24 protein-coding genes are annotated in these 24,646 nt (G+C 44.3%); 10 read left to right on the top strand and 14 right to left on the bottom strand.

Going from position 1 to position 24,646, the window contains the following annotated elements:
• Positions 1-63: 63 nt before the first annotated feature.
• Positions 64-1,041 (top strand): hypothetical protein, encoded by a 978-nt coding sequence (locus tag J7623_RS08005; RefSeq protein ID WP_291919292.1) that lies wholly within the window; start codon positions 64-66, stop codon positions 1,039-1,041.
• A 50-nt stretch (positions 1,042-1,091) separates the two neighbouring features.
• On the opposite strand, the gene J7623_RS08000 is transcribed toward J7623_RS08005, so the two are convergent.
• On the bottom strand, positions 1,092-1,664 hold the full coding sequence (locus J7623_RS08000; RefSeq protein ID WP_291919291.1) for a hypothetical protein: 573 nt from the start codon (positions 1,662-1,664) through the stop codon (positions 1,092-1,094).
• A 286-nt stretch (positions 1,665-1,950) separates the two neighbouring features.
• Here J7623_RS08000 and J7623_RS07995 point away from each other — a divergent pair, with 286 nt between their 5' ends.
• The 6 genes from J7623_RS07995 (at position 1,951) to J7623_RS07970 (ending at position 9,042) form a co-directional block, all read left to right on the top strand.
• The gene (locus J7623_RS07995; protein WP_291919290.1) at positions 1,951-4,620 is read left to right on the top strand and encodes a sigma 54-interacting transcriptional regulator; all 2,670 of its coding nucleotides are present in this window, start codon (positions 1,951-1,953) and stop codon (positions 4,618-4,620) included.
• Positions 4,621-4,800: 180 nt separating this feature from the next.
• Positions 4,801-5,556: an SDR family oxidoreductase gene (locus J7623_RS07990; RefSeq protein WP_291919289.1), complete on the top strand. Its 756-nt coding sequence runs from the start codon at positions 4,801-4,803 to the stop codon at positions 5,554-5,556.
• An 85-nt stretch (positions 5,557-5,641) separates the two neighbouring features.
• The gene (locus tag J7623_RS07985) at positions 5,642-5,812 is read left to right on the top strand and encodes a hypothetical protein (protein WP_291919288.1); all 171 of its coding nucleotides are present in this window, start codon (positions 5,642-5,644) and stop codon (positions 5,810-5,812) included.
• Between the two features lie 36 nt (positions 5,813-5,848).
• Positions 5,849-6,133: a hypothetical protein gene (locus tag J7623_RS07980; RefSeq protein ID WP_291919287.1), complete on the top strand. Its 285-nt coding sequence runs from the start codon at positions 5,849-5,851 to the stop codon at positions 6,131-6,133.
• A gap of 39 nt (positions 6,134-6,172) precedes the next feature.
• Positions 6,173-7,180 (top strand): bestrophin family ion channel, encoded by a 1,008-nt coding sequence (locus J7623_RS07975; RefSeq protein WP_291919286.1) that lies wholly within the window; start codon positions 6,173-6,175, stop codon positions 7,178-7,180.
• A gap of 278 nt (positions 7,181-7,458) precedes the next feature.
• Entirely contained in the window at positions 7,459-9,042 is a 1,584-nt protein-coding gene (locus J7623_RS07970; RefSeq protein ID WP_291919285.1) for a discoidin domain-containing protein, read from the top strand.
• A 173-nt stretch (positions 9,043-9,215) separates the two neighbouring features.
• On the opposite strand, the gene J7623_RS07965 is transcribed toward J7623_RS07970, so the two are convergent.
• The 8 genes from J7623_RS07965 to J7623_RS07930 all read right to left on the bottom strand — a co-directional run bounded on the left by J7623_RS07965 (position 9,216) and on the right by J7623_RS07930 (position 17,701).
• A complete protein-coding gene (locus J7623_RS07965; protein WP_291919284.1) occupies positions 9,216-10,016 on the bottom strand; it encodes a hypothetical protein in 801 nt (266 codons plus the stop codon).
• 12 nt (positions 10,017-10,028) lie between these two features.
• Positions 10,029-10,811: a hypothetical protein gene (locus J7623_RS07960; RefSeq protein ID WP_291919283.1), complete on the bottom strand. Its 783-nt coding sequence runs from the start codon at positions 10,809-10,811 to the stop codon at positions 10,029-10,031.
• A gap of 11 nt (positions 10,812-10,822) precedes the next feature.
• On the bottom strand, positions 10,823-14,233 hold the full coding sequence (locus J7623_RS07955; protein ID WP_291919282.1) for a TonB-dependent receptor: 3,411 nt from the start codon (positions 14,231-14,233) through the stop codon (positions 10,823-10,825).
• 209 nt (positions 14,234-14,442) lie between these two features.
• Complete coding sequence (locus J7623_RS07950; protein WP_291919281.1) at positions 14,443-15,435, bottom strand: FecR family protein; 993 nt, start codon at positions 15,433-15,435, stop codon at positions 14,443-14,445.
• A gap of 63 nt (positions 15,436-15,498) precedes the next feature.
• A complete protein-coding gene (locus J7623_RS07945) occupies positions 15,499-16,092 on the bottom strand; it encodes an RNA polymerase sigma-70 factor (RefSeq protein WP_291919280.1) in 594 nt (197 codons plus the stop codon).
• Positions 16,093-16,236: 144 nt separating this feature from the next.
• Positions 16,237-16,563 carry a hypothetical protein gene (locus J7623_RS07940; RefSeq protein WP_291919279.1) on the bottom strand — a complete coding sequence of 109 codons (327 nt, stop codon included), beginning with the start codon at positions 16,561-16,563 and terminating at the stop codon, positions 16,237-16,239.
• 191 nt (positions 16,564-16,754) lie between these two features.
• Positions 16,755-17,096 (bottom strand): YciI family protein, encoded by a 342-nt coding sequence (locus tag J7623_RS07935; protein WP_291919278.1) that lies wholly within the window; start codon positions 17,094-17,096, stop codon positions 16,755-16,757.
• An 11-nt stretch (positions 17,097-17,107) separates the two neighbouring features.
• The gene (locus J7623_RS07930; protein WP_291919277.1) at positions 17,108-17,701 is read right to left on the bottom strand and encodes an NAD(P)H-dependent oxidoreductase; all 594 of its coding nucleotides are present in this window, start codon (positions 17,699-17,701) and stop codon (positions 17,108-17,110) included.
• 164 nt (positions 17,702-17,865) lie between these two features.
• Here J7623_RS07930 and J7623_RS07925 point away from each other — a divergent pair, with 164 nt between their 5' ends.
• Positions 17,866-18,786, top strand: coding sequence for a pentapeptide repeat-containing protein (locus tag J7623_RS07925; RefSeq protein WP_291919276.1), 921 nt, complete (start codon positions 17,866-17,868; stop codon positions 18,784-18,786).
• A gap of 7 nt (positions 18,787-18,793) precedes the next feature.
• On the opposite strand, the gene J7623_RS07920 is transcribed toward J7623_RS07925, so the two are convergent.
• Both J7623_RS07920 and J7623_RS07915 read right to left on the bottom strand, forming a co-directional pair.
• Complete coding sequence (locus tag J7623_RS07920; RefSeq protein WP_291919275.1) at positions 18,794-19,039, bottom strand: hypothetical protein; 246 nt, start codon at positions 19,037-19,039, stop codon at positions 18,794-18,796.
• On the bottom strand, positions 19,039-19,833 hold the full coding sequence (locus J7623_RS07915) for a hypothetical protein (protein WP_291919274.1): 795 nt from the start codon (positions 19,831-19,833) through the stop codon (positions 19,039-19,041). Before J7623_RS07915 ends, J7623_RS07920 begins: the two co-directional genes overlap by 1 nt.
• A gap of 456 nt (positions 19,834-20,289) precedes the next feature.
• On the opposite strand from J7623_RS07915, the gene J7623_RS07910 reads away from it, so the two are divergent.
• On the top strand, positions 20,290-20,766 hold the full coding sequence (locus tag J7623_RS07910; protein ID WP_291919273.1) for a GNAT family N-acetyltransferase: 477 nt from the start codon (positions 20,290-20,292) through the stop codon (positions 20,764-20,766).
• Here J7623_RS07910 and J7623_RS07905 read toward each other — a convergent pair.
• Positions 20,756-21,136 carry a helix-turn-helix domain-containing protein gene (locus J7623_RS07905; protein WP_291919272.1) on the bottom strand — a complete coding sequence of 127 codons (381 nt, stop codon included), beginning with the start codon at positions 21,134-21,136 and terminating at the stop codon, positions 20,756-20,758. The genes J7623_RS07910 and J7623_RS07905 overlap by 11 nt on opposite strands.
• Positions 21,137-21,227: 91 nt before the next feature.
• On the opposite strand from J7623_RS07905, the gene J7623_RS07900 reads away from it, so the two are divergent.
• The gene (locus J7623_RS07900) at positions 21,228-21,740 is read left to right on the top strand and encodes a dihydrofolate reductase (RefSeq protein ID WP_291919271.1); all 513 of its coding nucleotides are present in this window, start codon (positions 21,228-21,230) and stop codon (positions 21,738-21,740) included.
• Between the two features lie 43 nt (positions 21,741-21,783).
• Here J7623_RS07900 and J7623_RS07895 read toward each other — a convergent pair whose 3' ends face one another.
• Both J7623_RS07895 and J7623_RS07890 read right to left on the bottom strand, forming a co-directional pair.
• Positions 21,784-22,998: a low temperature requirement protein A gene (locus J7623_RS07895; protein ID WP_291919270.1), complete on the bottom strand. Its 1,215-nt coding sequence runs from the start codon at positions 22,996-22,998 to the stop codon at positions 21,784-21,786.
• A 101-nt stretch (positions 22,999-23,099) separates the two neighbouring features.
• Entirely contained in the window at positions 23,100-24,641 is a 1,542-nt protein-coding gene (locus J7623_RS07890) for a SusD/RagB family nutrient-binding outer membrane lipoprotein (protein ID WP_291919269.1), read from the bottom strand.
• Positions 24,642-24,646 lie beyond the last annotated feature (5 nt).

Raw genomic sequence — 24,646 nt, 5'->3', positions numbered from 1 at the left:
TTTGATCTTCATCAACGCTTATCTGCCCGAGATTCAATACCTTCGCGGAAAATCATAATACTGATGTCCCGAATTATACCTGCCCTATTCCTGTTACTGTACAGTAGCTTTATAATTGTTTCCTGTACCTCCCATGAGGTAAAACGTAATAACCAAAAACTGGATGCTATCAGCAATAAAAGAGAAGAGGGTTATAAAGACAATAGCACATTGACCCTACTGGCTGGAAACGTAAAAAAGACCACTACCTATATCTATTCCAGCGAAGTTTCAGACACCAACAGCATTATTTGCGCGGCCAAAGAGGTTTATTGCTACGATAGCATTGGCAACTGCATCGAACGCCTGATCTATACCGATGGGAAATTTGATAGCAGAGACGTGTATAAATACGATGCCAAAGGCCATAAGATAGCCGACTATAGTTATGCAGAAGATGGCACCCTGCAGCTTATCATGTATAAGAAATTTGATCCCAAAGGCAACCTCATTGAAGACGGACAACGCCATGCCAGTGGTGCAATTGTATTTAATAATAACTATGAATATGACGAATGGGGATTTATAACCAAATCCACTACCACTAAGGTGGGTGACTCTGATATTACTTATGAAAATAGCTATGATGATGAAGGAATACTGACAGAACAGGTGATGATACTTCCTGATAACAAGAAAGGTAAAAGTATCTACAAATTCGATAGTGCAGGCAACGTTATTGCATTGACACGGCTAATGGAAGATAATACCGTGTTTTACAGCAACCTGAAAAAATACAATAAAAAGGGCTTTATCATTGACGAGATTACGCAAACCAAAGAAGAACCGGCACGCGAAACCCTCAACACTTTTGATCAATATGGTAATATTACCCAACAATCCGAACAAAGCCACGGTGTCAGTCACCGTATCAAATACAACGTTCAATATACTTATGACAGCAAAGGTAACTGGACCAAAGCTATTTCCACCCAATACCCAGAGCAAAATAAGTCAACAATGCTGCGCTATGTAGAGTATTATACAAAAGCGGGAGAGTAAAATCGATCCCGCTTATTTTAATATGCACAGCAACTAATTGGATGCTGCACTTACCGCCGCTTCACCACCACCGATGAATCCGGCGAACATTTATTAAAATTAAACCCTGCCTGGTCAAATTCAATCCAGCAGCTACCGGTTGTATCGTCATCTCTTTTCACCTGTATTTCCTTCACAAATATGGGGATCATACCATACTTACTCAATTGATAGGTTAGTAAAGGGCTGCCGGCAAAACCCTGATCCTTCACATAAGTCACCCGGTAGCCTTTTAGTCTCCATTCCTTTTCCACTGTAATACTGCCCAGAAATCCTCCCATAAAAGCGAGGACACCACAAAACAGGAAAAGTATCAGGGAAAAAATGCCTGTTGGCGCAAACTTGTATTCTCCTTTGGTAAGAAAATACGCATATCCGGCAGCCAGCGAAATATAACTCAGATAGCCATAAGCATTATTCAGTACATAGCTGTAGCCTGTGAATACTGGCAGCAAAAGCCCTATGGCAGTGAAGAGTATAATAACGATCACTTTTGGGGTATACTTAAGGTGCAGGAACCAACCCAGCAATGGAAAAGTAAATAGTAGTAATACGAAACCTGAATGCTCAACAATGTATGACATAAACGGGTATAAATAGTTGCAGTAAAATAAGCTCTTTCCAGCTACCATCAAAACTTAATAAGAAACCGGTTATCTCCCTTACTCTCTCCCATCAATACTGGAAAAAAATAGCTACATTTAAACTGGTTCATATGACCAGTATATCTTTTTGAAATACCGTGATACAGGACTTCCTGTGCAATCAAACATTAAATTTATTCAGAAGTAGCAACGGGACTGGTTATTAGCATCCGTCATCAGTATCATACAAACAGGGACTGTAACCACATCACACAATTGTCCAATAATGAAGCAAAACAAACCAAAGGGAAATAGCCGGAACCAGGCAACGGACAAGGATCTGTCATCAACAGATGAAGTACTCCGGCAAACTATTGAACAATATAAAAATGAGAAGGAAATTCTGCTGTCTCTGAGTAATGATTTAACCAGGGTACGTGATAAAAATGACCTGATCCTGCTTTTCAAACAAGGTATCAAAGGCTTGTTCCATATCACTCACGCCATTGTTACCCTTATCGATTATAAAGACGAAACCTATACTCCTTTTCTGCTGGACAACGACGGATCGCCCATCCGTTCGCACAGCCGGTACCAGGAAATGGTGCAATCCCGGTTTTCGCTCAATGAGCCCTTTATACAATCTGTGTTGCATGCTGCCGGGCCTATCTCGTTCCTCCTGGAAGAGGTAATGAATCATCCTGGCAGCCCTCCTTTTCTGCAGGTGAATTTTGAAAAAGGGGTACGGGAAATATTGATGGCCAAACTGATGAAGAACGACAAGCCGATGGGTTTTCTTCATATCTATACTGATAAGCCAGCGGGTTTCTCTGCAGCATTCAGAAATATTATTAATGGCCTTGTCCCCCAAATATCCGGTGCTGTTTCCAATATTATCAAGAATGAAGAGTTGCTGAAAGAAGAAACTGAGAAATCGTTCCTACTGGATTTTTCAAGTGAAATAGCCGCTGTGCGAACGAAAGATGATTTGACACATGCCGTCCGGCGAGTGTTACATCAGCTAAATCCTTCCGGTGGTTTTGTGATTCGCAGTATCCATGAAGAAAAAAGCACGTTGAGTCCATACGTATATGACCTTGCAAAGGCATACAATCCAAAAGTTGCCACGGCATTGGAACGCACGGGTTCCAACATCAACGACGGCGTTCAACAACGGATACTGAATAGCCCTACTCCCCTGTTATTACAAGTAGAAAGAGAAATCCAGCGGGGCGTTACGTCTTCCTATCTGCAGCAGTGGAGGCAAATGGGAATTGAAAATTTCGTAGGTATCCGTTTACGTAACGGGGCCACCAACCTGGGGATTTTACTATTACTGGATACAGATGAAATAAATGTCCGGCTATTAAAAGGTATCAGTGCACAGATATCTATTGCGATGGCTAATATTATAGCAAATGATCGAATCCATAAAACTCAGGAAGAGCAGGCATTTCTGCTTGACTTCAGCAAGGATATTACAAGGGTAAGAACCCGGCAGGACTTACAGCATGCTATTTTCACGGTACTTGATAAAACCCTGCATACCCAACTCGCCATGATCCGGGTAATAGAGGAAGATGGTGTACACCTGTCAGCGTTCATGTATGACCGGTCCCTCTTTACCCATGCGAAGAATTTTGACGACATGGCATCTTATCGTATTACCGTTAGCGAAACTTATACCGCGCAGGTATTAGCCAGCGAGGAAGGTATTCATTTTAATGTAGATGAAGAGTTGAAAAATGGCAATGCCTATGCTACCTTATGGAAAACAACCGGGTTAAAAAACATGTATGCGTTGCCGTTACGCGTGGGCAACAAAAACATCGGCACCATCTGGATGTTGGCGAATCGCTTAAGTCCTTTGCTGGTAAAAGGCATCTGTGCTCAAATATCTATCGCTATCGATAACATCCAGGCGAATGAAAAATTACTTAGCTATAGAAAGAAGCTGGAAGTAGAAAACGACTACCTCAAAGAACAAATCAGTACTATTTACAATTTTTCGGAGATCATTGGCAATGGAGAAGAGATGCAAAAAGTATATCGGCTGATTTCACTGGTAGCGAACGCTGATACCAGTGTTTTAGTGACCGGTGAAACAGGAACAGGGAAAGAGCTGATTGCAAGAGCTATTCATAATGCGTCACCACGACGGGATAAACTAATGGTAAAAGTGAATTGTGCCGCTTTACCCGCCAGCCTGATTGAGAGTGAGTTGTTTGGCCATGAACGGGGCGCCTTTACAGGGGCTACGGACCGGCGCATCGGCAAATTTGAACTGGCCAATAACAGTACACTGTTTCTTGACGAAATAGGAGAACTTCCCCTGGATGCACAAGCCAAGCTATTGCGCATTATCCAGGAACGCGAACTGGAACGAATTGGAGGTATACAAACTATAAAGCTGGACGTTCGCCTGATTGCAGCCACCAACCGTAACCTGGAGGAAGAAGTAAAAGCCGGGCGGTTCAGGGCAGACCTGTATTTTCGCCTCAATGTATTTCCTATTCATCTTCCTCCGCTGCGGGAACGATCAGAAGATATCGAACCATTGGTGAATTTTTTTATACAGAAATATATCCGAAGCACCGGGCGGAAAATCAGGAGCATCTCCCCCAAAGTCCTGCATCAATTGCGCAGTTATACCTGGCCTGGCAATGTGAGAGAATTAGAACATTTAATAGAACGCAGCATATTACTTTCTGAAAACGGCAATATTGAAGAAGTATATATACCTGAGCACACCACTGCCGATAAACAAGGTCCTGCCTATCTTTTGAACCGCTCACTGGATGAGATGGAACGCAGCTATATCATTGAGGTGCTAAAACGTTGTGCCGGTAAAATCTCCGGTGTTGGCGGCGCCTCGGAAATACTGAAAATACCCGGCAATACCCTGCATTCCAAAATGAAAAAGCTAGGCATTCAAAAGAGCGATTATTTTTCCTGAGGTATTGCCAATATAAAAAGGAACATTCACTGTATTCCGTAAATGAGATCGTGATTTCACTAAATATAGTGAAAATCACAAGACTCATTTTTCATAAACACATTATTTTCAAACACTTGTATTAATTGGTATTTAGTTTGGCATTCCCGAATCAAACAAATCACAATTAAAAATAAGTTTATGAAAATCTTGGTAATAGGTGGTTCCGGCCTTATCGGAACAAAGGTTGTAACAGCACTCCGTCAGAAAGGACACCAGGTGATTGCAGCCTCTCCATCCACCGGCATCAACACCATTACAGGAGAAGGTCTCGCTGCAGCAACAAAAGACACTGACATTGTTATTGATCTTGCCAACTCTCCTTCTTTTGAAGACAACGCCGTAATGGAATTTTTCCAGACGGCCGGTCGCAATCTGTTGGGTGCGGAAATCAGCGCCGGTGTAAAACATCATGTAGCCTTGTCTATAGTAGGCGTTGACATTATGCAGAACATAGGATACATGCGTGCAAAAATGGCGCAGGAAGAACTGATTAAACAATCCGGCGTACCTTATACTATTATCAGAAGCACACAATTCTTTGAATTTATCGCGGGCATCGCCAACCAGGCCACGCAAGGCAACGAGGTTCACCTTTCTGATGTAAAATTTCAACCAATCGCTTCAGACGATGTAGCCCGGTTTGTTGCCCAATACGCCCTGGCTGCTCCACTTAACGGCCACGTGGAAATTGCCGGCCCCGATCGTTTCGACATGTTCGAAGTAGCCGACCGGTATCTCAAATATATCAACGACCCACGTAAAGTAATCGCGAATGGCAAACCTGAATACTTTGGCGGTGCAGTTACCCATACTGCGCTTGTTCCCGCCGGTCACGCCGAACTGGGAGCTATCTCCTTTGAGAAATGGTTAAGCACACAATTACAAAGTGCATAATACACACCGCCTGCCAGGACAGCACCTGTAATATGTCCTGGCAGGTTGCCCTTTATCATTTTTTCCATCTTCCAAAACCAACATCATGTTTTTCCTCTATCATCACGCCGACCCAAAGAAAACCGCCGATAAAGATGCCCTCGTACCCCTTCATGAACGCGAGCACAACACCAGCGAAGGCGGTGAGTTTCTTGACGATGCGATCCGGATGGACGATGAGCCATCCACCAATGATAACGCCAGCTCCGGAGAATAAAGCACTCATTTTTTTAACTGCTTAAAAAAATTGTATATGGAAAATTATCCTTCACTCGCCGTCGCTTTGTCAGACCTGAAACAAAGAGGTTACGAAGCAGATTTCACCGCGGAAACAGCAACAGATTGTTTATATCACCTGGAACTCGACATGCGATTGGACCCGCAGGAGTTTCATGTGGATGAATGCTATCAGTTCAATTGCCGTAATGACGAGAGTAATGCAGTGCTTTATGCTATATCTGCACCCATCGCCGGCATAAAGGGAATATTAATAGACACCACCGGTACCTGGTCCTGCAGGTTGAAACCGGATGTATAATTTTTTACCATAGCCGCCTGTAAAATCAAACTACCCATCATGTACATCGGTAAAACATATAAGATATCTGAATTCCTTTTCTGGACCCGACGAAACATCGGGTTGCTTTTATTAATAGGTACAATACCTACTATTCTCTACCAGCTATTCGGTTTAAAATGGCTATCTGTTCCCTGGCCGATTGTGGCCTTCCTGGGAACAGCCGCAGCTTTCGTAGTTGGCTTCAAAAATCAGCAGACCTATAATCGTACCTGGGAAGCCAGGCAGATCTGGGGGGCTATCATCAGCGCCAGCCAGGCATGGACGGTACTATGCCGGGACTTTATCGAAAACCAGCACCTGGCACAGGAAATCATATACCGTCAACTGGCCTGGCTCACCGCTTTACGATATCAACTGAGAGAAGAACGAAAATGGGAAAACACCAACAAATCTTACAATAAAGAATATGCACAGCTTTATTCCATTCCGGAAAAGGAAATACCCATCAGGGAGGAATTGGAAAAATACATTTCCCCCGACGAAACAGCCACCATACTGTCTCACAATAACCCGGCAACACAAATACTCAGTATACAAAGCCTCACTTTAACAAGACTGGCTAAAGAAGGGCAGCTCGACAATTCCCGGTTTCTTGAATTACACAAAACGCTTCGCGAATTTTTCAGTCACCAGGAAAGAAGTGAAAGAATTAAAAATTTTCCTTATCCCCGGCAATATGCCACTGTTAATAGGATTTTTGTATGGTTGTTTTGCATATTACTGCCGTTTGCTATGCTGAAAGAATTCAATGAACTCAACAGCTTTGTAACCGGTGCCCTGAAAGGCTATATGGTATGGCTGGTAATTCCATTCAGTCTCTTAATATCATGGGTATATACTTCGCTGGAACAAGTGGGCGAGAGCACCGAGAATCCATTTGAAGGCAATGCTAATGATGTGCCGCTTTCTCAAATGAGTAATACAGTGGAAACAGATATACGGGAAATATTGGGAGAAACTACCCTGCCGGCGGCCTTTAGTGCCCGAAATAATATCATACTATAATGTAGCGCAAGGGATGTCTGTTTTACACAGACATCCTTATACCAATAGATAGCATACCATACGAACTTCCGGCTATCATTACAACTTAATAAAAAAAATAATTAACTCCCCAACGCCCTCTAATCGATATCCTATCCTGTATGTAATAAACAAAATACGTATTTTAGCAACTCTTCCCGTCTTATTAGTAATAGTTTGAAAACCTGATAGCACTTAAATGAAAATACATTATCTGTCTAAACCGTAATTCTTCATTTTTAAACCTTAAACAGTAAACAATGACCAAAATCATCCATTTCGTGGTGGCTATCGCCGCATTTATGATGGCAACGACCAGCTGCCAGAAAGCATCGGAATCCGACACTCTTCAAAAAATTGATGCTAAAAAACCCGCAGGTGTGGTGAATGGCGTGGCCAACGGCACCTATATGCTGAACGTGGTATACTTTGTTCCATCCGACCTCGACACGGTGCCGGGATACCGGGCAAGGCTAAACGGCGTATTCCTGTATATGCAGAATTTCACGTCCAAATGGATGAACCAATGGGGTTATGCCGGCAAAACAATGGGATTACAAACAGACTCCAATGGGCTGCTAAAAGTACCGGTAATACGTGGTCAACTGGGTAAAAACAGTTACCCTTATGATGGAGGCTCCAGCGCCGTAATGACAGAAGTGAATGCCTGGTTTGCCGCCCACCCCACCGAGAAAAAAAGCGATCATATCATGGTGATCATGCCTACGTACACCTATGGTACCAATGGAGACCCCAGCGGCGGCCCCTTCTACGGCATTGGTCGCTGGTGCTTTGCACTGGATTACACCGGGCTCGATACCATTAACCTCGGCAAACCCGATGACAAATTTTCTACTAAATGGATTGGGGGCATGGCACATGAGATGGGACATGGCATCAACCTCCCACACAATGGTGGCGCCCAATCAGAAAATATACTGTATGGCACTACATTAATGGGTTATGGTAATGGCACCTTTGGTAAAGCACCTACTTACTTCTCGCCCGCAGATGCCGCCATATTGGCTAATGGCCAGGTATTCAGCGCTGCTACCCGGAGCGATTGGTACACCGATCCAGGATGCCAGGTGAAACAAGTGTACGCCAGCTATAACAGCAGTTCCCAAAGCATTATTGTATCCGGTAAATTTTCGGCCACCAAAGCGGTTAAGGATATTGCCTATTATAACCGCAACACCGGTAATGACAACGGAGGGTACAATTCCGTCACTTTTGCCAGCAAACCCATTGGCAGCGACAGTTTTCGTATTGTGATGCCCGTTAGTGATTTCAGGGATAAAGGAAATACCAATTACGAATTTACAATTCGCCTCTGCCATGAAAACGGCAGCATCACCAGTTACGTGGCAGCCTACAGTTTCGTAAACGATGTACCGGTGATTACCTTCGGAGATAAAGTAGTATATGATAAAACCGGGTGGTCTGTGGTAGCCTTTAGTTCGCAGGAAACTGCTTCCGAAAACGGCGCCGCGGTGAATATTATTGATGGCTCCGGCAGTACTTTCTGGCATTCCCGCTGGTCTACCAACGCTACCAGCTATCCACACTACATTACGGTAGACATGGGCCAGGCATTGGATGTAAACCGCTTCACCTTCAAACAAAGGGATAGCCGGATGGTAAAAGTGGTAGAAATACTAACCAGCAATAATAACTCTACCTGGACCTCCCTGGGTGATTTTACACTGGCGCAAACTACCAACCCACAAAACGTGGTGCTACCGTCTACCAAAAACTTCCGTTACTTCAAACTGAATATGAAAAGTGCCTATGATGGTCAGCAATTCGCGGCTATGTGCGAGGTAGGCACTTATAAAGATTAAGAACGATATCAATATGCAGGTTATCTAACCCCTCAACGCTGTTTTTTTTGATTCACTGTTGATAAAAAATATCCGGGTATTCTTACCCGGATTTTTTTTTGCCCCTTCCTGAAAAAAAACAGGCCAGCATCCGTGTGAATGCCAGCCTGTTGATTGAACGTATTCACATTAAATTACCTCCGGTCGGCGTAAAAAAACAAACGGGAAAATCCCAGTTCCCAACCCTGCGGAATAATAAAATAGGGTTGCACCAATCCTTTTTCACCGGCTTTTGGCAAACTCAAACCCTGCGCCGTTAATTTGCTCGGTGTTTCGTCACCGCCAAATGCCCATTCATCAGTAGTACCCGCCTTTGTAAAATAAATAGTGGCGTTATTTAAATCGTTGGCGTTCTCAAAGTCTTTCGCTGGCAGATAGTCCACATAAGTCCAGGTACGGGGACGAACATTTTTCGCCAGGTAGGCGCGATACGTGGTACCGGTGTTCTCATCCACCCTATAGAGAAAGATGTCTACCAGCGCCTCACTATCCGTGTATTGCAGGTAAAATCCCAGCTGATTGGTTCCGGGATTGACCTGAGGCGGCTGCAGCTCCTGGATCTTCCCATCTACATAAAGAAAATTAACCAGGGCCTTTGTTTCGGCAACAGGTAATGCATGGCGATATAGAATACTGTCGTTGGCCGGGTTACGGATTGTTAATACCGGTGCCACGGATCCGGAGCGGTAAGTATACACGGCGTTAAAGCCAACTAATGAAGCAGGCTGAAAAACATACTTTGCACTCATCACGGTTTTATCATACTTAGTGGTATCTATTTGTACTTCCAGCGGATCACCGCCGCCATTATATCCATTGATGATCACGTGAATGGCTTTCTCAGGTGCTATCTCTTCTTTATTACAGGCCATACATCCAAAGAGCAAACATAGCAGTAGTATCGCTAATTGTTGATATTTTTTGTTCGACATCATGAGCAGTTGTGTTTACAATTCCAGGTTTTTGATGAATCGGATACTATTTCCTGCAGCGGATTCGCTGAAGATGTACACCTTCGCCGATGCGCTGGAGGCCGGTGGCAGCGGGGCGGTCGACAAAGTAGCATTCCAGGAATAATCGGTACCGGTGGTATAAAATTCATTAGTACCGGCTTTATAAATGTAGGCCCGGAATAAAACGGCGGTAGGCTGCCCGTTGTACTGTTGACCGGTAGTAGAGAAAGTAGACAGCGAAACGGTTTCACTCATCTCATTCGGCTTTACATTTTTCAACCGGGTTATTTCTTCAAATACCTTTGGTGTCAGATAATATTTCACCAGCGCAATATCTACCGGCTCTTTATATTGCGTGAGTGTAGGACGGAACATATACTTTACTTTAATCTTTCCTTCTTCCGCCACCGGCCGTTCCGGCATATCACCTGCTTGTCCGTCGAGGTATAAAAAGTTGATTTTAACCGGGCCGCTGTCTCTTTTAAAGACTTTTTCCATCACCAGTTTTCCTGTCTCCTTTTCCGTGATCAGCAGGTTTACTTTATCCTGCTGTCCGGTAAAGGAGTAGCCCAATGTTTGATCAAAAGGCGCATTGGCGGAATATTCAAAACGGAAGGTATCCATTTTTAGCTCCAGTGGCGAATTGCCGCCGTTATATCCTTTTATGCTGACAGGCAGCACGTCGGCTTTATAATAGAAATCATTTTTCCCTTTGCTGCAGGAAGACAGCACCAGCAAGCCGGCGGCCAGGCTACAGATCATACTTAATATTTTCATAGTAATAATTTTTAAAAAGAATAAGCGGCAGTCAGACTAAAAGAGGTCCCTATTTTACGGATAAAGGTGTCTTTATCACCAATCCTGGTTTTGGTCTTTCCATCCGCTGAAGTTTCATAATACCCGTTTTCATATTTTTGGGAGAAGCCATCCTTCCACTCGTATATTTCGCTCCACTCCGTTTCCGGGATGGCCGACAGGGATTGCCCTTTCCACTTATCCAGTAATTTGTAGGTACTGTTGCTATTGATATAAAACCGGTACGGATTATTCATCAGGTTGGCGATATTCAATTTCACGTCCAGGTTTTTATGCTTCAAAAAGCGATAGCTCAACTGCACATCCATCTGGCTGCGTGGACGTTCGTATTCCACGATGTCGGGTGTCATACCGGTGGAGAAGGTTTTATAACCCATATGGTTATACGCAACATTGGCGCCCAGGCGATTGCCGATGTATTGCAAGCCAGCGTTATATACTACCGGCACCTGCCCGTATAAAGGTCTTTTTTCGCGTTGCAGCAGCTTTGTACGATATTCATAGCTGTTGCCATATTTATCCGGGTTCATGCCCACTCCAACGAAAGAGCTACCCTGCACCTCGGAGCTTTGCAGCGTGAGGTTACCATTGAAAAACATATTATCCAGGAATTTCCATTCCGGCCGGATAAAACTGAGGCTCTTGCGGATGTCAAATTCAAAACCGTGCACCTTTGCCCATTCGGAGTTTTGGGTAGTTACATATACCCGCATACTGGCATCAGGCTGAATGCGGTACAGTTCCACTGGCTTATCGAAATACTTGTAGAATACGCCTGCGGAGATAACTTCTCCCGGTTTGGGATACCATTCCATCCGGAAATCGTAGTGATCAATGGTAGTAGACAGCACGCCTTCATTGCGACGGTAAGCCCCGATTGCCGGATCAAAACGGATCATGCGTGAATTCTCAATCAGCGCAGGCCTTACTACGGATTGGGAATAGGCAGCGCGGATATTGACATTTCGAATAGGCGTTGCCGTTAAACTGGCGGAAGGCAGATAGCGCCACGTTTTCTCTTCTGTTTCCGCGTTGGCAAACGGGGTTACTATCTTTCCTGTTTCCGGATCCACAAACCTGTTTTTCTGTGCCTGGTCAATCAGTGTACTGATCACCAGGTCGTTGGCGCCATTCTTCAGTCGCTCATATTTATAATATTCAGCGCGAATTCCCCATACCAATCGTAGCCAGCTGGTGAAGCGATTATCCATCATCCCAAATACTGCCTGGTTCACATTCTTTCCTTCGTAGCCATTCTGGGAGAAGGAGGCAGGAAAGTACAGCAGGTCTTTCATTGGATCTTTGAACTCCAAAAATTGTCCCCACTGCTGCACCGGCACATAAGGGTATACACTACCGATGGGTTGCAGGGTACCAATGGGTAATATGGTCCAGTTGTAGTAACCATGGCGCTCCATGTACTGGTAACCGGTTTTGATCAGTTGCTTTTGTCCGGCTACCTGGAAATGATAGCTCAACGCGGCTTCCGCAATACGATTCGTTTCTTCGTATTTGTATTGTCCGCGGTTAAAGGTGCCCGTACCGGGGTTCGTAATTCCATTTGGCGTTACATTGTACACCTGTCCGTTCAGTGTATTGGCAGGCGCCAGCCACGCTTCTACCGCATCTTTCTCCAGGTTATTGAGTTGATTGCGGGAGATATTCCAGTCGAAACGAAATGCGCCAAAAGTATGTTCTCCATTGATGCGGGTTTGCAATAAGTCGATAAACTTAGGACGATCATATTCCCGTATCGCCGGCAGGTCTTTACCAAAGCCTATATCGTTCCCAAAACCTACAATGCGCGAAAACTGGTTACTAAACATGCGGGAGTAAAAATTACGCGCCGTGATTTTATGATTTTTCGATGCCCATCCGGCGTTGAATAAAGCGCCCCAGCTGGTATTAAAATTATATTGATGCGCATACGTAGGTTCCAGCTCTTCGCCGGTTTCCGCGTCATAAGCGGTACCACCCAGCTTCTCCCAACTGCCACGTTCGAAATGCGGGATATCATCAATAGATTGTTCGTTACGATAGCTTAGTGAGCCCACAAAGCCAATCCGGCTGCCTTTTAGTTGGTAGCTGCGGCCCAGGCTGAACTGGTAGTTCTGACCAGGCATTGCTTTATAGGTACGCAACCCCATGCGTTCCAGTCCGCCGATTTTTTTATTCTGCTCCGCAATCATCGCCGGTGTGATGGGGGTAACACCAGCCGGTGGCGCTGCATTGGGATTAGTAGGGTTATAATTTTGATTCGTAAAAATCAGCAGGTCTTTCGGAAAATGATCCCTGCTGCCATCATCAAAGCCCCAGTAATCGTTTTTACCGCGGCCATATCCGAGGAAATCTTTACCGGTACTGCCGGCAATATATTTACTACCAATACTCAGCGTCGTAAATTTATTTTCCGGGATGGCCAGGGTATTGATCTGTACCAGTCCACCGCCGAAACCAAAGCTCATATCCGGCGTAGCTGTTTTGGATACCACTACATTATCGATCAGGTTACTGGGTACAATATCGAATTCAAAGTCGCGCACCTGTACATCTGTACTGGGTAATATAGCACCATCCATCATCGCCAGGTTATACCGTTCCGCGATGCCACGCACCACCACGCGGCGGTTGTCGTTGGTAGAAAGCCCGGAAATGCGCTTCAGTGTTTCCCCGATATTCTTATCCGGCAATGCAGCTATTTGCTCGCGGCTGATACCATTGGTTATACCTGCTTCATTCTTCTGGCGTACATACAGCGCTGCGGTACTTTCTGTTTTATACTTAGAAGTAATCACCACCTGGTTCAGGTTGCTGGTGGAAGGAGTCATTACTACATCCAGCCTGGTAGCACGATTCTCTCCTACTACAACTTCCGCAATACGTTTTGACCGGAAAGAAACATAGCTTACCTCAATGGTGTAGGTACCGGGAGGAAGAGATAATTGATAAGTACCATCTGCACCGCCAGGCATTACCATACCCGTTTGCAGTACCCGGATAGTAGCGCCAGGCAACGGTTCATTCTTTTCATCCGTTATCTTCCCGATAATTCGCCCCGGCTTCTGCTGACGGCTCACAGATACCAGGTTGCCCACCTGTTTAAACAGGAGGCGATGATCAGCGGCCAGCGAAGCAAGTGTAGCAGCAAGTGTTTCTTTCTGCACATGTATGCTAACGGGGCCTAGCTTCCCTATCTCCATCGGGTAAGCGAAAGTAAAGCCGGACTGGCGTTCCAGCGCATCCAGTACCTGGTCCAATGGTACGTCTTTCAAGGTAACAGATACCCTGACATCATTTATACCCTGGGACTTTACTGGTTCGGCAACACTTGTACCAGCCAGCGTTAAAATAATGACTAGTACATTAAAGGCAAACCTGGTCATTGCACATAGGTGTTTAATTACATTCTTTTTTTTCGTAGAATTGTACATGGCTTTTAAAAGATTTGTTACATGGATTGTCAATAGATCTCAAAAGCTACCCGGAAGTGGAGGCCTCGAACCCTCCGCTTCTTTTTCTTTCGGATCTTCTCTTTTCTTTGCTGATAGCGCTACTTAGCTGATCACATACCGACTTCTTTTAGGTGGCAGATTTATTTGATGATGATTTGTGTGTGTTTGAATTCATATTTAAATCCATCGCCGGCAGTACTTAAAGCCGACATAATATTGTGAAGGTTTTCATTCTTCAGTTTCAACTTAAAACGCTTCTGTAACAAGGTTTGATTGGTACAAACAAAGGTGACACCATACCACCGGGAAAGTCGTTTGGTGATATTTTCCAGTGTTTCATAATTAAATATAAAGGCGCCTTCTCCCCAGGCCTTACTATCAACAGCATTTACCGCAGCTATTTTAGCCAGCTGCGTATGCTTTGTGTAATTAAATTCCTGGTCTGGCAATACGATGGTGGCAGCGGCGCTCCTTAACTCCGGCACCTTTACGCCTACTTTACCGGTGGTAACGGTAACGGCTATATCAGCATCATCCGGATATGATCTCACGTTAAAGGAGGTACCTAATACCTGCACCTGTAATTTATTGGTGGTAACGAAGAAGGGATGCTTCTCATCCTGTTTTACGTCGAAGAAGGCTTCTCCCTGCAGCGCCACGGTGCGGGTATCCCCGGTAAATGTTTCCGGGTATTGCAAACTGCTGGAAGCATTTAAATATACAATGGTGCTATCCGGCAGCTGAATTTTCAATAGCTTACCGGTAGTGGTGGTGCTGGTGAGCATAGCCACCGTTGTGGGCTTCGTATGATTCCGCAGCAGATAGCCAAGCAGTACCATCAGCGGCACCAATACAGCCGCGTATTTCAGGTAAGTGAATCGTTTAATTTTTGTTGGAGGCTGCGCAGTGAGTTGTGCTATTTTCTGCTGGAACTTATGCTCCCACTGTTGTAGCTGCACTTCATCCACCGGGATATCCAGTTCAGGGCGCTCCCATTGTTCATTGAGGATATCTTCAAAAATATGATCCGCACCCGGTTGTGCCAGGAATTTGCGTATCTCCGCTATTTCCGCTGGTGTGCAGTTATTACTGATGAATTTTTTGATGAGTGCTTTATCAACCTGCTTTTCCATTTTTGTGCTTATACTCTTTAAAACACAAAAAAATAGCGGTACCCTTAATGTATCCTGAAAAATTTATTGAGAAAGCAGGAAAAGGATAATAACAGTAGTATCAGAAAGCGGTTTCAGTTTCTTTCTAAGGAAAACCAATGACGCGCTCATATGATGTTCTACCGTTTTGACAGACAGGTTTAGCTGGCTGGCTATTTCCGGATAGGTAAGGTCTTCATGGCGACTCAGCTCAAATACTTTTTTACGTTGAGGGCTTAGTGCCTGCAGGTGTTGACTATATAAGTTATCCAGTTCCGTTGTTAAGATGGAGTGATCGGCCGAACGGGAATCAGCAAAATCAATTTCCTCAGTAACTTTCAGGGAAGTAGTAGGAATGATCTTTTTGCGCCAATAGTTGATCAGCGTATTCTTCATGGCGCGGAAAAGGTAGGGCCCCAGGCTGTCTGTGAGGGTAATATCCCCTTTTCTCAGCCACAGGTTGAGCATTACATCCATCACCAGCTCCTCTGCTACCAGGGCATCTTTAGTAAAGCTAAGTGTGTATTGATACAGTTTATTAAAATAGCGGCGAAACAATTCGTTAAAGGCAGTATTATCTCCTTCATTGCATTGCTGTAGCAGGTCTTTGTCTGACAAATCTTTAATTTCCTGGATCATTACAGTACCGAATTCAACAGGAGCAAAATTAAACGATGAAAATGATGTGCATATTAAATAATCATTAACAAGGATGGGCGTAAAATTAAAAGCGTGATACCTTCTTCCGAAGGCATCACGCTTTTAATTTTACAACAATGGATCTTACAGATCAATCACATTATTATTCCAGCCGGCATTCAATCCATCTATTCTGCCACGGTAAAACTCACCGTTCTCCGGGTACATTTGCCAGGCGGAACGATAGTGATTCAGCATGTATTGATACCCTGCATAATCGTTACGTTGGCGATACTTTTGGCCTTCCAGGTAACCGTAGTTAAATTCCTGCTGGTACACCGTCAGGGCAGCGGAAGCCCGGGCAGGAACAGTTGCTTTTGACACAAGCGGTTGTGCAGTTACGGTTAAAGCGCCTATCATGCTGAAGGCGGCTACCAGACAAACTTTGGACGCAAATTTTCTGTTAAGCATAACTTAAGATTTTGTGTCTTATAATTTAAGAAAATAAGCGCGGTGGTCAGGTAATGAAGCCGCCGGATCCGTGGAGTGCAGCCAGCCGGGAGTTCTCTATTTTGAACATGACAATAACTTTATTATCGTGTTGAGAACGGAAAATTCAAAGGGATGTTGCCGGAATCACGCTTTTGAGAGTTGGATGCTAACTATTCCCTTCCCAATATTTCTCTTACTTCCACATTTCCTCCTATTTTGAATACCGGGCTTGTTTTGGCAATAGCCACCGCCTCTTCTATATCATCTGCCCATATAATTACATACCCTACAATGAACTCCTTAATTTCCGTATAAGGTCCATCAGTCACCACATTATCTGCTTTCACCGTTTTAGCGCTTCCTCTCCCAGGCAACAGTGAGTTTCCTTTATCCACTAATTTATGCTGTACATCCATGGTAGCTAACCACTCCATGCGTTCCTTCATCTGTTCCGGTGATGGCGTAAAATCAGCGATATCCCCTATTCTGAAAATTAATGCGAATTCCTTCATGGTCATATATTTTACAAGTGCGCTAAAATCTTTTGATAGTCTGGTTCAAAACCAGGCATTACAGTGCCTTCAACCCTGAAAGTATGAATTTCTGCCAATCCAACATATGCACGAATAACTGCTTCAATGTGAGAAGCTATAAACTCATGTCCGTTGGGCCAATCTGCCAGTCGCCCCCCGGAGGCAATCGCCAGGTATATTTTTTTGCCATTCAGAAGGCCGCTCCTCACACCATCGCCGTCATAACCATAGGTTACTCCATAACGGACCAGTTGGTCGATCCAGGCCTTTAATACGGCAGACATGCCCAGGTTGTACATAGGTGTACCGATCACGATAATATCGGCATTACTGACATCACTCACTACCGTATCGGCATATTTTAACAACTGCTGCTGTTCTACTGATCCCGGGTTGGTATAAAATGCGCCCACCAGGTCTTCTTTAATAAATGGTGGTGTTTCCTTAGTCAGGTCCCTTTCCACTACAGTGTCAATTTCCTGGCTGCTGATTAACTTGTTAATAATAGCTGAACTCAAGGCCCTGCTATATGATCCGTTACCCCGGGCACTGGAAATAATGTGCAATGCTGTCTTCTTAGTCATAAATGGTCTGTTTTTCCTTATGACGACCGAACCTCAAAAAGGGGGACATTCTTGTTAATTATCTTACAAAAACACTGTAAGTAGCGTAATAACAACTAACAGTTGCTGCTTTTTGTTGATTCCCCGTGTGAAGCACGATATCTTTGCTGCATAAAAACTATCATATGGATACCCAGACTATAGGCGGTAAAATTGCCCAGGCGCGGAAAGCGCAGGGGATGTCCCAGGCACGGCTTGCCCAACAACTTTTTATTAGTCCCCAGGCTGTTGGAAAATGGGAAAGGGGAGAATCAATGCCCGACATCACAACTTTCCATCGCCTGGCGGAAATCCTGGGTGTGGACTTTAACTATTTCTCCGCCAACTTATCATCAGCCCCCCAGGACACCTCCCCCTCAACTACGCCTGTTACACCACCAGTAGCAGCAACCAGTTCCCGTTCGCAAGACCGGCAAGTGCTGATTAATCTCAATGCCATTGATTTGCAGCAGGAGAATTTTGCCGGGGTTACACTACATAATGGGAAGTTCAAAGTGAGCTCACTGCAAGGGACGAACTTTACCGGCGCCGATTTAACTGGTTCCTCCTTTAATACCCTGGATGCTAGAGAAGCTAATTTCGAAGGAGCAAACCTGACCGACTGCCACTTCTCTATTGTTGACCTCACAGATGCTGTTTTCAACAAAACGATATTGATACGCACTACCCTGCACATGTCCGGGCAAGGTGCCAGGTTCACAGATGTTACATTAACCGATGTAAACTTCGCTACCACGGAACTTAACAAAACTGTTTTTGAGCGCTGTATTTTTGATGGGGTTGATTTCCATCAATGCAACCTGGAAGGAGCCTGCTTTGATGAACAGTCCTTTATTGGCGTACAGTTTAATAAATCTTCATTGAAAAATGCATCCTTCAAAGGCGCTACATTGAAAAACGTAACCTTCAAACTACCGTTCTCTTTTACCAACAAATCTTACCGCGCTTTGCAATCTGTATGCTTTGATGGCGCTACCATGGATAAGCTAACTTATACGGCATTGAAGGGATTATATGTTAATTTGAAGAATGTGATTATTGCGTAAATCCTTACTATTCATATATTCTTGCAGCGGCCAGTATATTGGCAAATACCTGCCAGTTTACAGTTGTGGGTACAGGAAGATGATGGTTAATATAGTACCCATCCATATCTTCCGTCCAATTGGCCATGGCATCTAAAAAGTCTGGTAAGGTCTTGTTTTCCCATTCAGTGGGATTGTTTTTCAGGTCTTCTATAAGAAGGCCAATAAAACGTATAAAGTCAGCTTTTGTATTAATGCTGTCAGGAATATTCATTATAAATGGATATTATTGGCGTGGTTAGTCCAATCAAATAAAACAAAACTTTTCCAGAAGGGGAACTCCGGCAGGTTGTTTTTATCGTAGCTTTCAAAGTAATCTTTATACTCGTCATTTACCTCCCAGTACCAGACCTGATCTTCCTCATCAAATACGCTATGGTATATATTAAGATGTTCTGAAAGTTCCTTCAGCAGGTAATGCCGAAAATCAGTTCCGTAATAAACAATGTCCGTGCCCAGGATGGACAGTACCGGATTTGTCTCCAGCGACAAATCTGCTACCTGGTACCTGTGCGCTATAACTGGTACCAACCTGGGCGCTTTTGCATATTTTTCATTAAAGATATTTACTCTTTCTTCCACATTGCCGGATCTCGTTCCCCAGGAGTTTATCCAAAATTTATTTGCTATAACATCTTTCAATATTCTATCATACACGGAATTCAATCTGGGCTTTATATCTTCATCATCTGTCAACCAGTTACGCATAAACGAGCATTCGTAGTATTCTCCCTCCTCACTGCCGTAGTATTCATATACTCTTTCTTTCCGGTCAATGGTATGCAGGATTTTGAGAAATAATCTATGGTCCGGCGTAAAAGTGAAACCATATCGTTCTTCTACTTCATCAATCTGCTCATCAGTCATTCCAATCCATTTGGCGCCATGTATCCATTTCGGACATTTATTTTCACTCGTTGATGTTTCCGGATCCCGGCTCCAATAATCCTCCGTGTGATTCTTTAGCCAATGTAAAAAATCAATATAATCTTTAGGTATAGGTCCCATAACTATTTTGTTTTAATCTAATGAAACACCAATGCTCAATGCCAATTATAAAAGCAAAACTGGCATTGACGGGCTTTCGGCGTCCTTGCAATTCTATTACACACCGGACAAAGGTTTAAAGGCAATTCATGCTGGTGCTGTTCCCATAACCGTTTAACAATTCGTTCCTTAAGCACCGGCTCAGATTCCATTGACGGGAAATGGTACAATGCTATCCTCTTCGCATCTACTTCGTCTGCTGTCATAAAGCGCTCACAATAACGATAGATATAGTCTTTCAACTCATCATACAGGGGATCCATTTTATACGTATTATGGACGTAAAATAGGAAAAACAAATGATCTGGGGGCCAGGCGTCCCATTATGTCCATCTGACACATAATTTATAATTGTATGTTTGCCCGATTTCTTATCTTGCTGCTGAGATACTATTCAATGTTACAACAACCCTTTATATGTCAACACTCCATATCAGGAACGCGCAGATATCAGATGCAGAACAATTAAGCGAGATGATTTATGAGAATACACACGCCATGCTGAAACCTCACTACAACCAACTGCAGTGGGAAACATTTGTCAGATATTATTCCGTACCCGTACTGCGCGAGAAAATCTCCGCCCAGGCGGTATTTTGCGCGGAGATCAACAACAAAATCGTAGGTACTATTGCGTTAGACGGCGACTTCGTAGTAGGCTTCTACACCCGGCTGGAAAATATGCGCCAGGGAATAGGCAAATTATTAATGGACCACCTCGAAAGTTACGCGGCAAGCCTGGGATTGACAGAATTGCAACTGGGCGCTTCTCCGGAAGGACTGGCATTTTACTACAAGAATGGCTGGCAGAAAGTGAGAGACTTTACCATCTATCACTATAATGTTGGCTATGAAGAAACATTAATGAGTAAAATCATCGCGCCTAAACAGTAGGAATGGTTTTCCCGGAAAGTGTTCCTTTTATTCTCTTTCTGTGTTCTATCCCAAATGCCAGTAAGGCGTCATATACCGCCTGCGCTTCATAAGCGAATGGCGTCAGGGAATACGAAACAGTAATAGGTTTGGTATTGTTAACCGTTCTGGTGATTAGCAAATTCTGTTCTAATTCCAGCAGCTCCTGTGTCAGCACTTTGGGAGAGATACCCACCATTACCTCCTGCAAATCCTTGAACCGCTTTGTACCCAGCTCCAGGTGTTGCAGGATACAAATCTTCCATTTACCCCCTAATAGTTCAATGGCATCTCTCAATGCCAGCCGCGCTTCTTTACAAAGCGATGCGTTGCCGAATTCAATTGATAGCATTTTAAAAAAGGTTACTTACCTAAAGGTAACGAATAGTGAAGATAAAATCCGTGTCCGGTAGCTTTACAGCAAATTGATAAAAACATACTGTATGACAATAACATTAGTAGCCAATATTTCGGCCAACGGAAAAGTTTTGCTCTCTGAGAACAAGCACCATGAAGCACCACCAGCCGCCGTTAGCAGTTTCATCCAGGTAGCCATGCAGGCCGGAAATATGGTACTCGGAAGGAGCACCTTTGCATTCATTGACCAGTTGCCCGAGGCTGCGAAAGGCTTCCTCAACGGACTGGAAGTGGTATTACTGTCCAACACACTGCAGGATACTGCTACCTATAAGGTAGTCAACAGCCCCGAAGCGGCCATTAAATACCTGCAGGAAAAAGGCTTCAACAACATTGCTGTAGGCGGTGGCACCAAAACTTATAATGCCTTTTTAAATGAAGACCTGGTAACGGATATCTACTTCAATATTATTCCTGTTATTACCGGTAATGGCGGAGAACTAGGGACCAATGTTAATCTGGAAGCAACGTTTAAACTGAAAGAGCAGCAACTGCTCACCGACGACATTGTACAATTGCATTTAACTAAAGCGCAATAATATCATACAGCAGCGGAGTAAGTTTACTCCGCTGCTGTTCAAACTATTCTTTGATATGCTGCTGACTAAAAAATTTATACCGCACCCAACTCCGGATGCCTATAAAAACAGGGATGAACAACACCCCGGCCAGGATGCCTAAAAATGCGAGGTTACTCAAATATTGGCCAAATAACGGAATCACCAGCAGCACTATTCCTATCCCTATCAATAACCGGGACACCGGGCGGATATATACCCTGTCTTCCTCCTCCTCTTCCATAATCCTTGCAATACCTACGATCATAAAAACCGTTACCGCCAGTGCCACACAGAACATCCATTGCACACCTGACGGCAATGGGGTATCAATATCTGCCAATACCGTTTTAATACAACCTCCCACTACACAAAAAGCGCCCAACAACGGATAATGCAGGAAAACCAGCCATTGCATATAACTATATCCTTTCTTGGTTTCCTGTTCACTCGTCATATCAAAATACAGGCACCAGAGTAAGAATGCGATCAGTATACCCAATATAAAAGCAATCCACACCGTAGGATGCTTATCTTTTACTTCCGCCACTCCACTCACTGTAGCCAAAATACTTTCTGCCAACACGATAATGGCAAACAATCCAAAGCGCTCCACGATGGCAGCAGACGCGCTGAATACCTGCCCGCTTTCCGCTACCACCCGCACAATGGTACGGGCGCCAATCAACCCGGGCGTAAGGTTTAGTAGTAAAGCCACTCCCCATAACAGGGTAGCCACTTCATAGGTGGTAAAATAGGAAATAATTATAGCCAGTAATGCCAGCAGGTAATTGGTGGTGAAAAACCGGTTAAAGATCCTGTGTGAACGATCAAATAAACCCACACTCCACCAGAGATAAGTAATCATTAACTGTACCACGGAGAAAGCAATCACAAATCCCTGCTGATGCCCTTCAAAGGCATCCTGTATCGTGATGGCCACTCCTGCAACGGCCAGCATCTGCAGAAAAGTAAATAACCGGGTCCGGATACTGTCGTTGCCATGCAGGTCATAATACTGGCTTCCATTTACCCATGACCAGAAAACCAATGAGAATAAAAGGAAAGCATAACCTACGCTTTGCCAGGTGGGATGTGCGGCAATATGGTGCGTCAGTTGGCCTACCGCTGCCACATATACCAGGTCATAAAATAACTCCAGCCAGCTGATTTTTCGCTCGTTCTGCCGGTCTGCAAAATTTCTGGGGGGCCCCCACCATAGATTGTAATTGTCTTCCATAGATAAGATTTGCGGCCCCAAGATAATTATTTCGGCCAGTTTATGACAATAAAGAAGCCCCGCGATTATTCGCGGGGCTTCTGCTATACAAACGGTGTTACCTATTTCAATAACCACATCACCTGACCAGGATCATCGTTACCATCAAACTGGGTTTTCAGCGCAGCGCTCACATTCTCCGCGTTATAATCCAGCTCTTTCTGAGGGTACATCCATCTCAACGGCATTACAGATGACGGTGTGTTCAGGTTAGTGCTGGTATTCAGCGTGAATACAGGATACCCGGTACGCCTGTTTTCATACCAGGCATTGAAATCTGAATTCTGGAAGAATCCGGCAATGAATTTCTGTGTAATAATCTGTTTGATTTTATTTTCCATGGTGCCGGTTAATGCTACCGTAGCCGGGAAAGCATTGATATACGCATCATCCAGTGGCATGCCATGGGCATAAGAAGCAGGTGCATATTTTAGTAAGAAGTTCATATGTCCTTTGATCCCGTTGGCATAGTAAGTCTGTGCATCTGTTCCGGTAATCCAACCACGCACAGTGGCTTCAGCAAGGATGAACTGCAAATCCCAATAGTTGAATAATCCAACCGGCTCCGCATTGTACATCTCTTCGTAGCGCTTATTCACGGCGCAGGACTTACCTGCTTTCTTGTTGGACACAATCACCCCCAGCTCATCTGCCGGGTCTACACCCAGGTAGGCATCGTAGTCGGAAGCGGTTTTACCGGCGGTAATCTGTGCAGCAGAAGGTTCTGCCATGTAAAATAAGCGCTTGTCGGCAGTGGCTTTCATGGGATCCAGCAGGTAAGACGACAATGCCGGGTAATCCAGGAAAGAGTTCAACTGTGCCGGCGTGCTGCTCCACGGATAGCAATAGCCTGCTGAAGCAGTGTAGGTTACCGCAAAGTTATCGGTATAATCTCTCATCAGCGGACGGGCAGCCACTGTTTTGAACTTATTGATCACATCCAGGTCCGCATCCGCGGTTTTCTTATACAGGTTGATGAGCACATACAACTGGAAACTGTTGGCCAATCTTCTCCATTTATCTACATTCCCCTGGTAAACAAAATCTCCGGAAAAATTCACTCCTTTGGAAAATAATTCATCTGCCTGATCCAGTTCACTCAGAATGCCTTTGAAAACATCTTTCTGGGTATCATATTTTGCTTTAATACCGCCGGTAGCGCCCTGTACAGCCTGGCTGTAAGGAATATCACCTACCTGCATGGTGGTTTGAAAAAACTGCCATGCGCGGATAAAGTGACCAAAGGCTTCGAAGGTAGTTTTCAATTCATTGCTGCTGGCATTTTTAATCATGGGATTCACATCACGCAATACCAGCAACCTGCTGAAGTCAACTCTGGTCAGCTTATTATATTGATAATCGCTCACCTGCTCTGTCCAGCCAATATATTTACCTAACGTAAACGGCTGACGGAAACCGGTTGCCTGGGAGATATCTTTTGATGTAACGGATGTCAGGATGTTAGTGGCCAGCCACTCGGAAGAAGCCGTAGACGGTTTATTGGGATTGGTATTGATCTCCTCAAACTTTTTAGTACAGCTACTGAAGCCAACACCGGCGGCCAGCGCTGCAATCAATGATATTTTAGAAATATGCTTAGTCATGTTAG

Origin of the sequence: Chitinophaga sp., assembly GCF_017745275.1 — a bacterium.
GTDB lineage: Bacteria > Bacteroidota > Bacteroidia > Chitinophagales > Chitinophagaceae > Chitinophaga.
The sequence above is the reverse complement of the archived record's forward strand: the minus strand, read 5'-3'. Positions and strand labels throughout refer to the sequence as shown.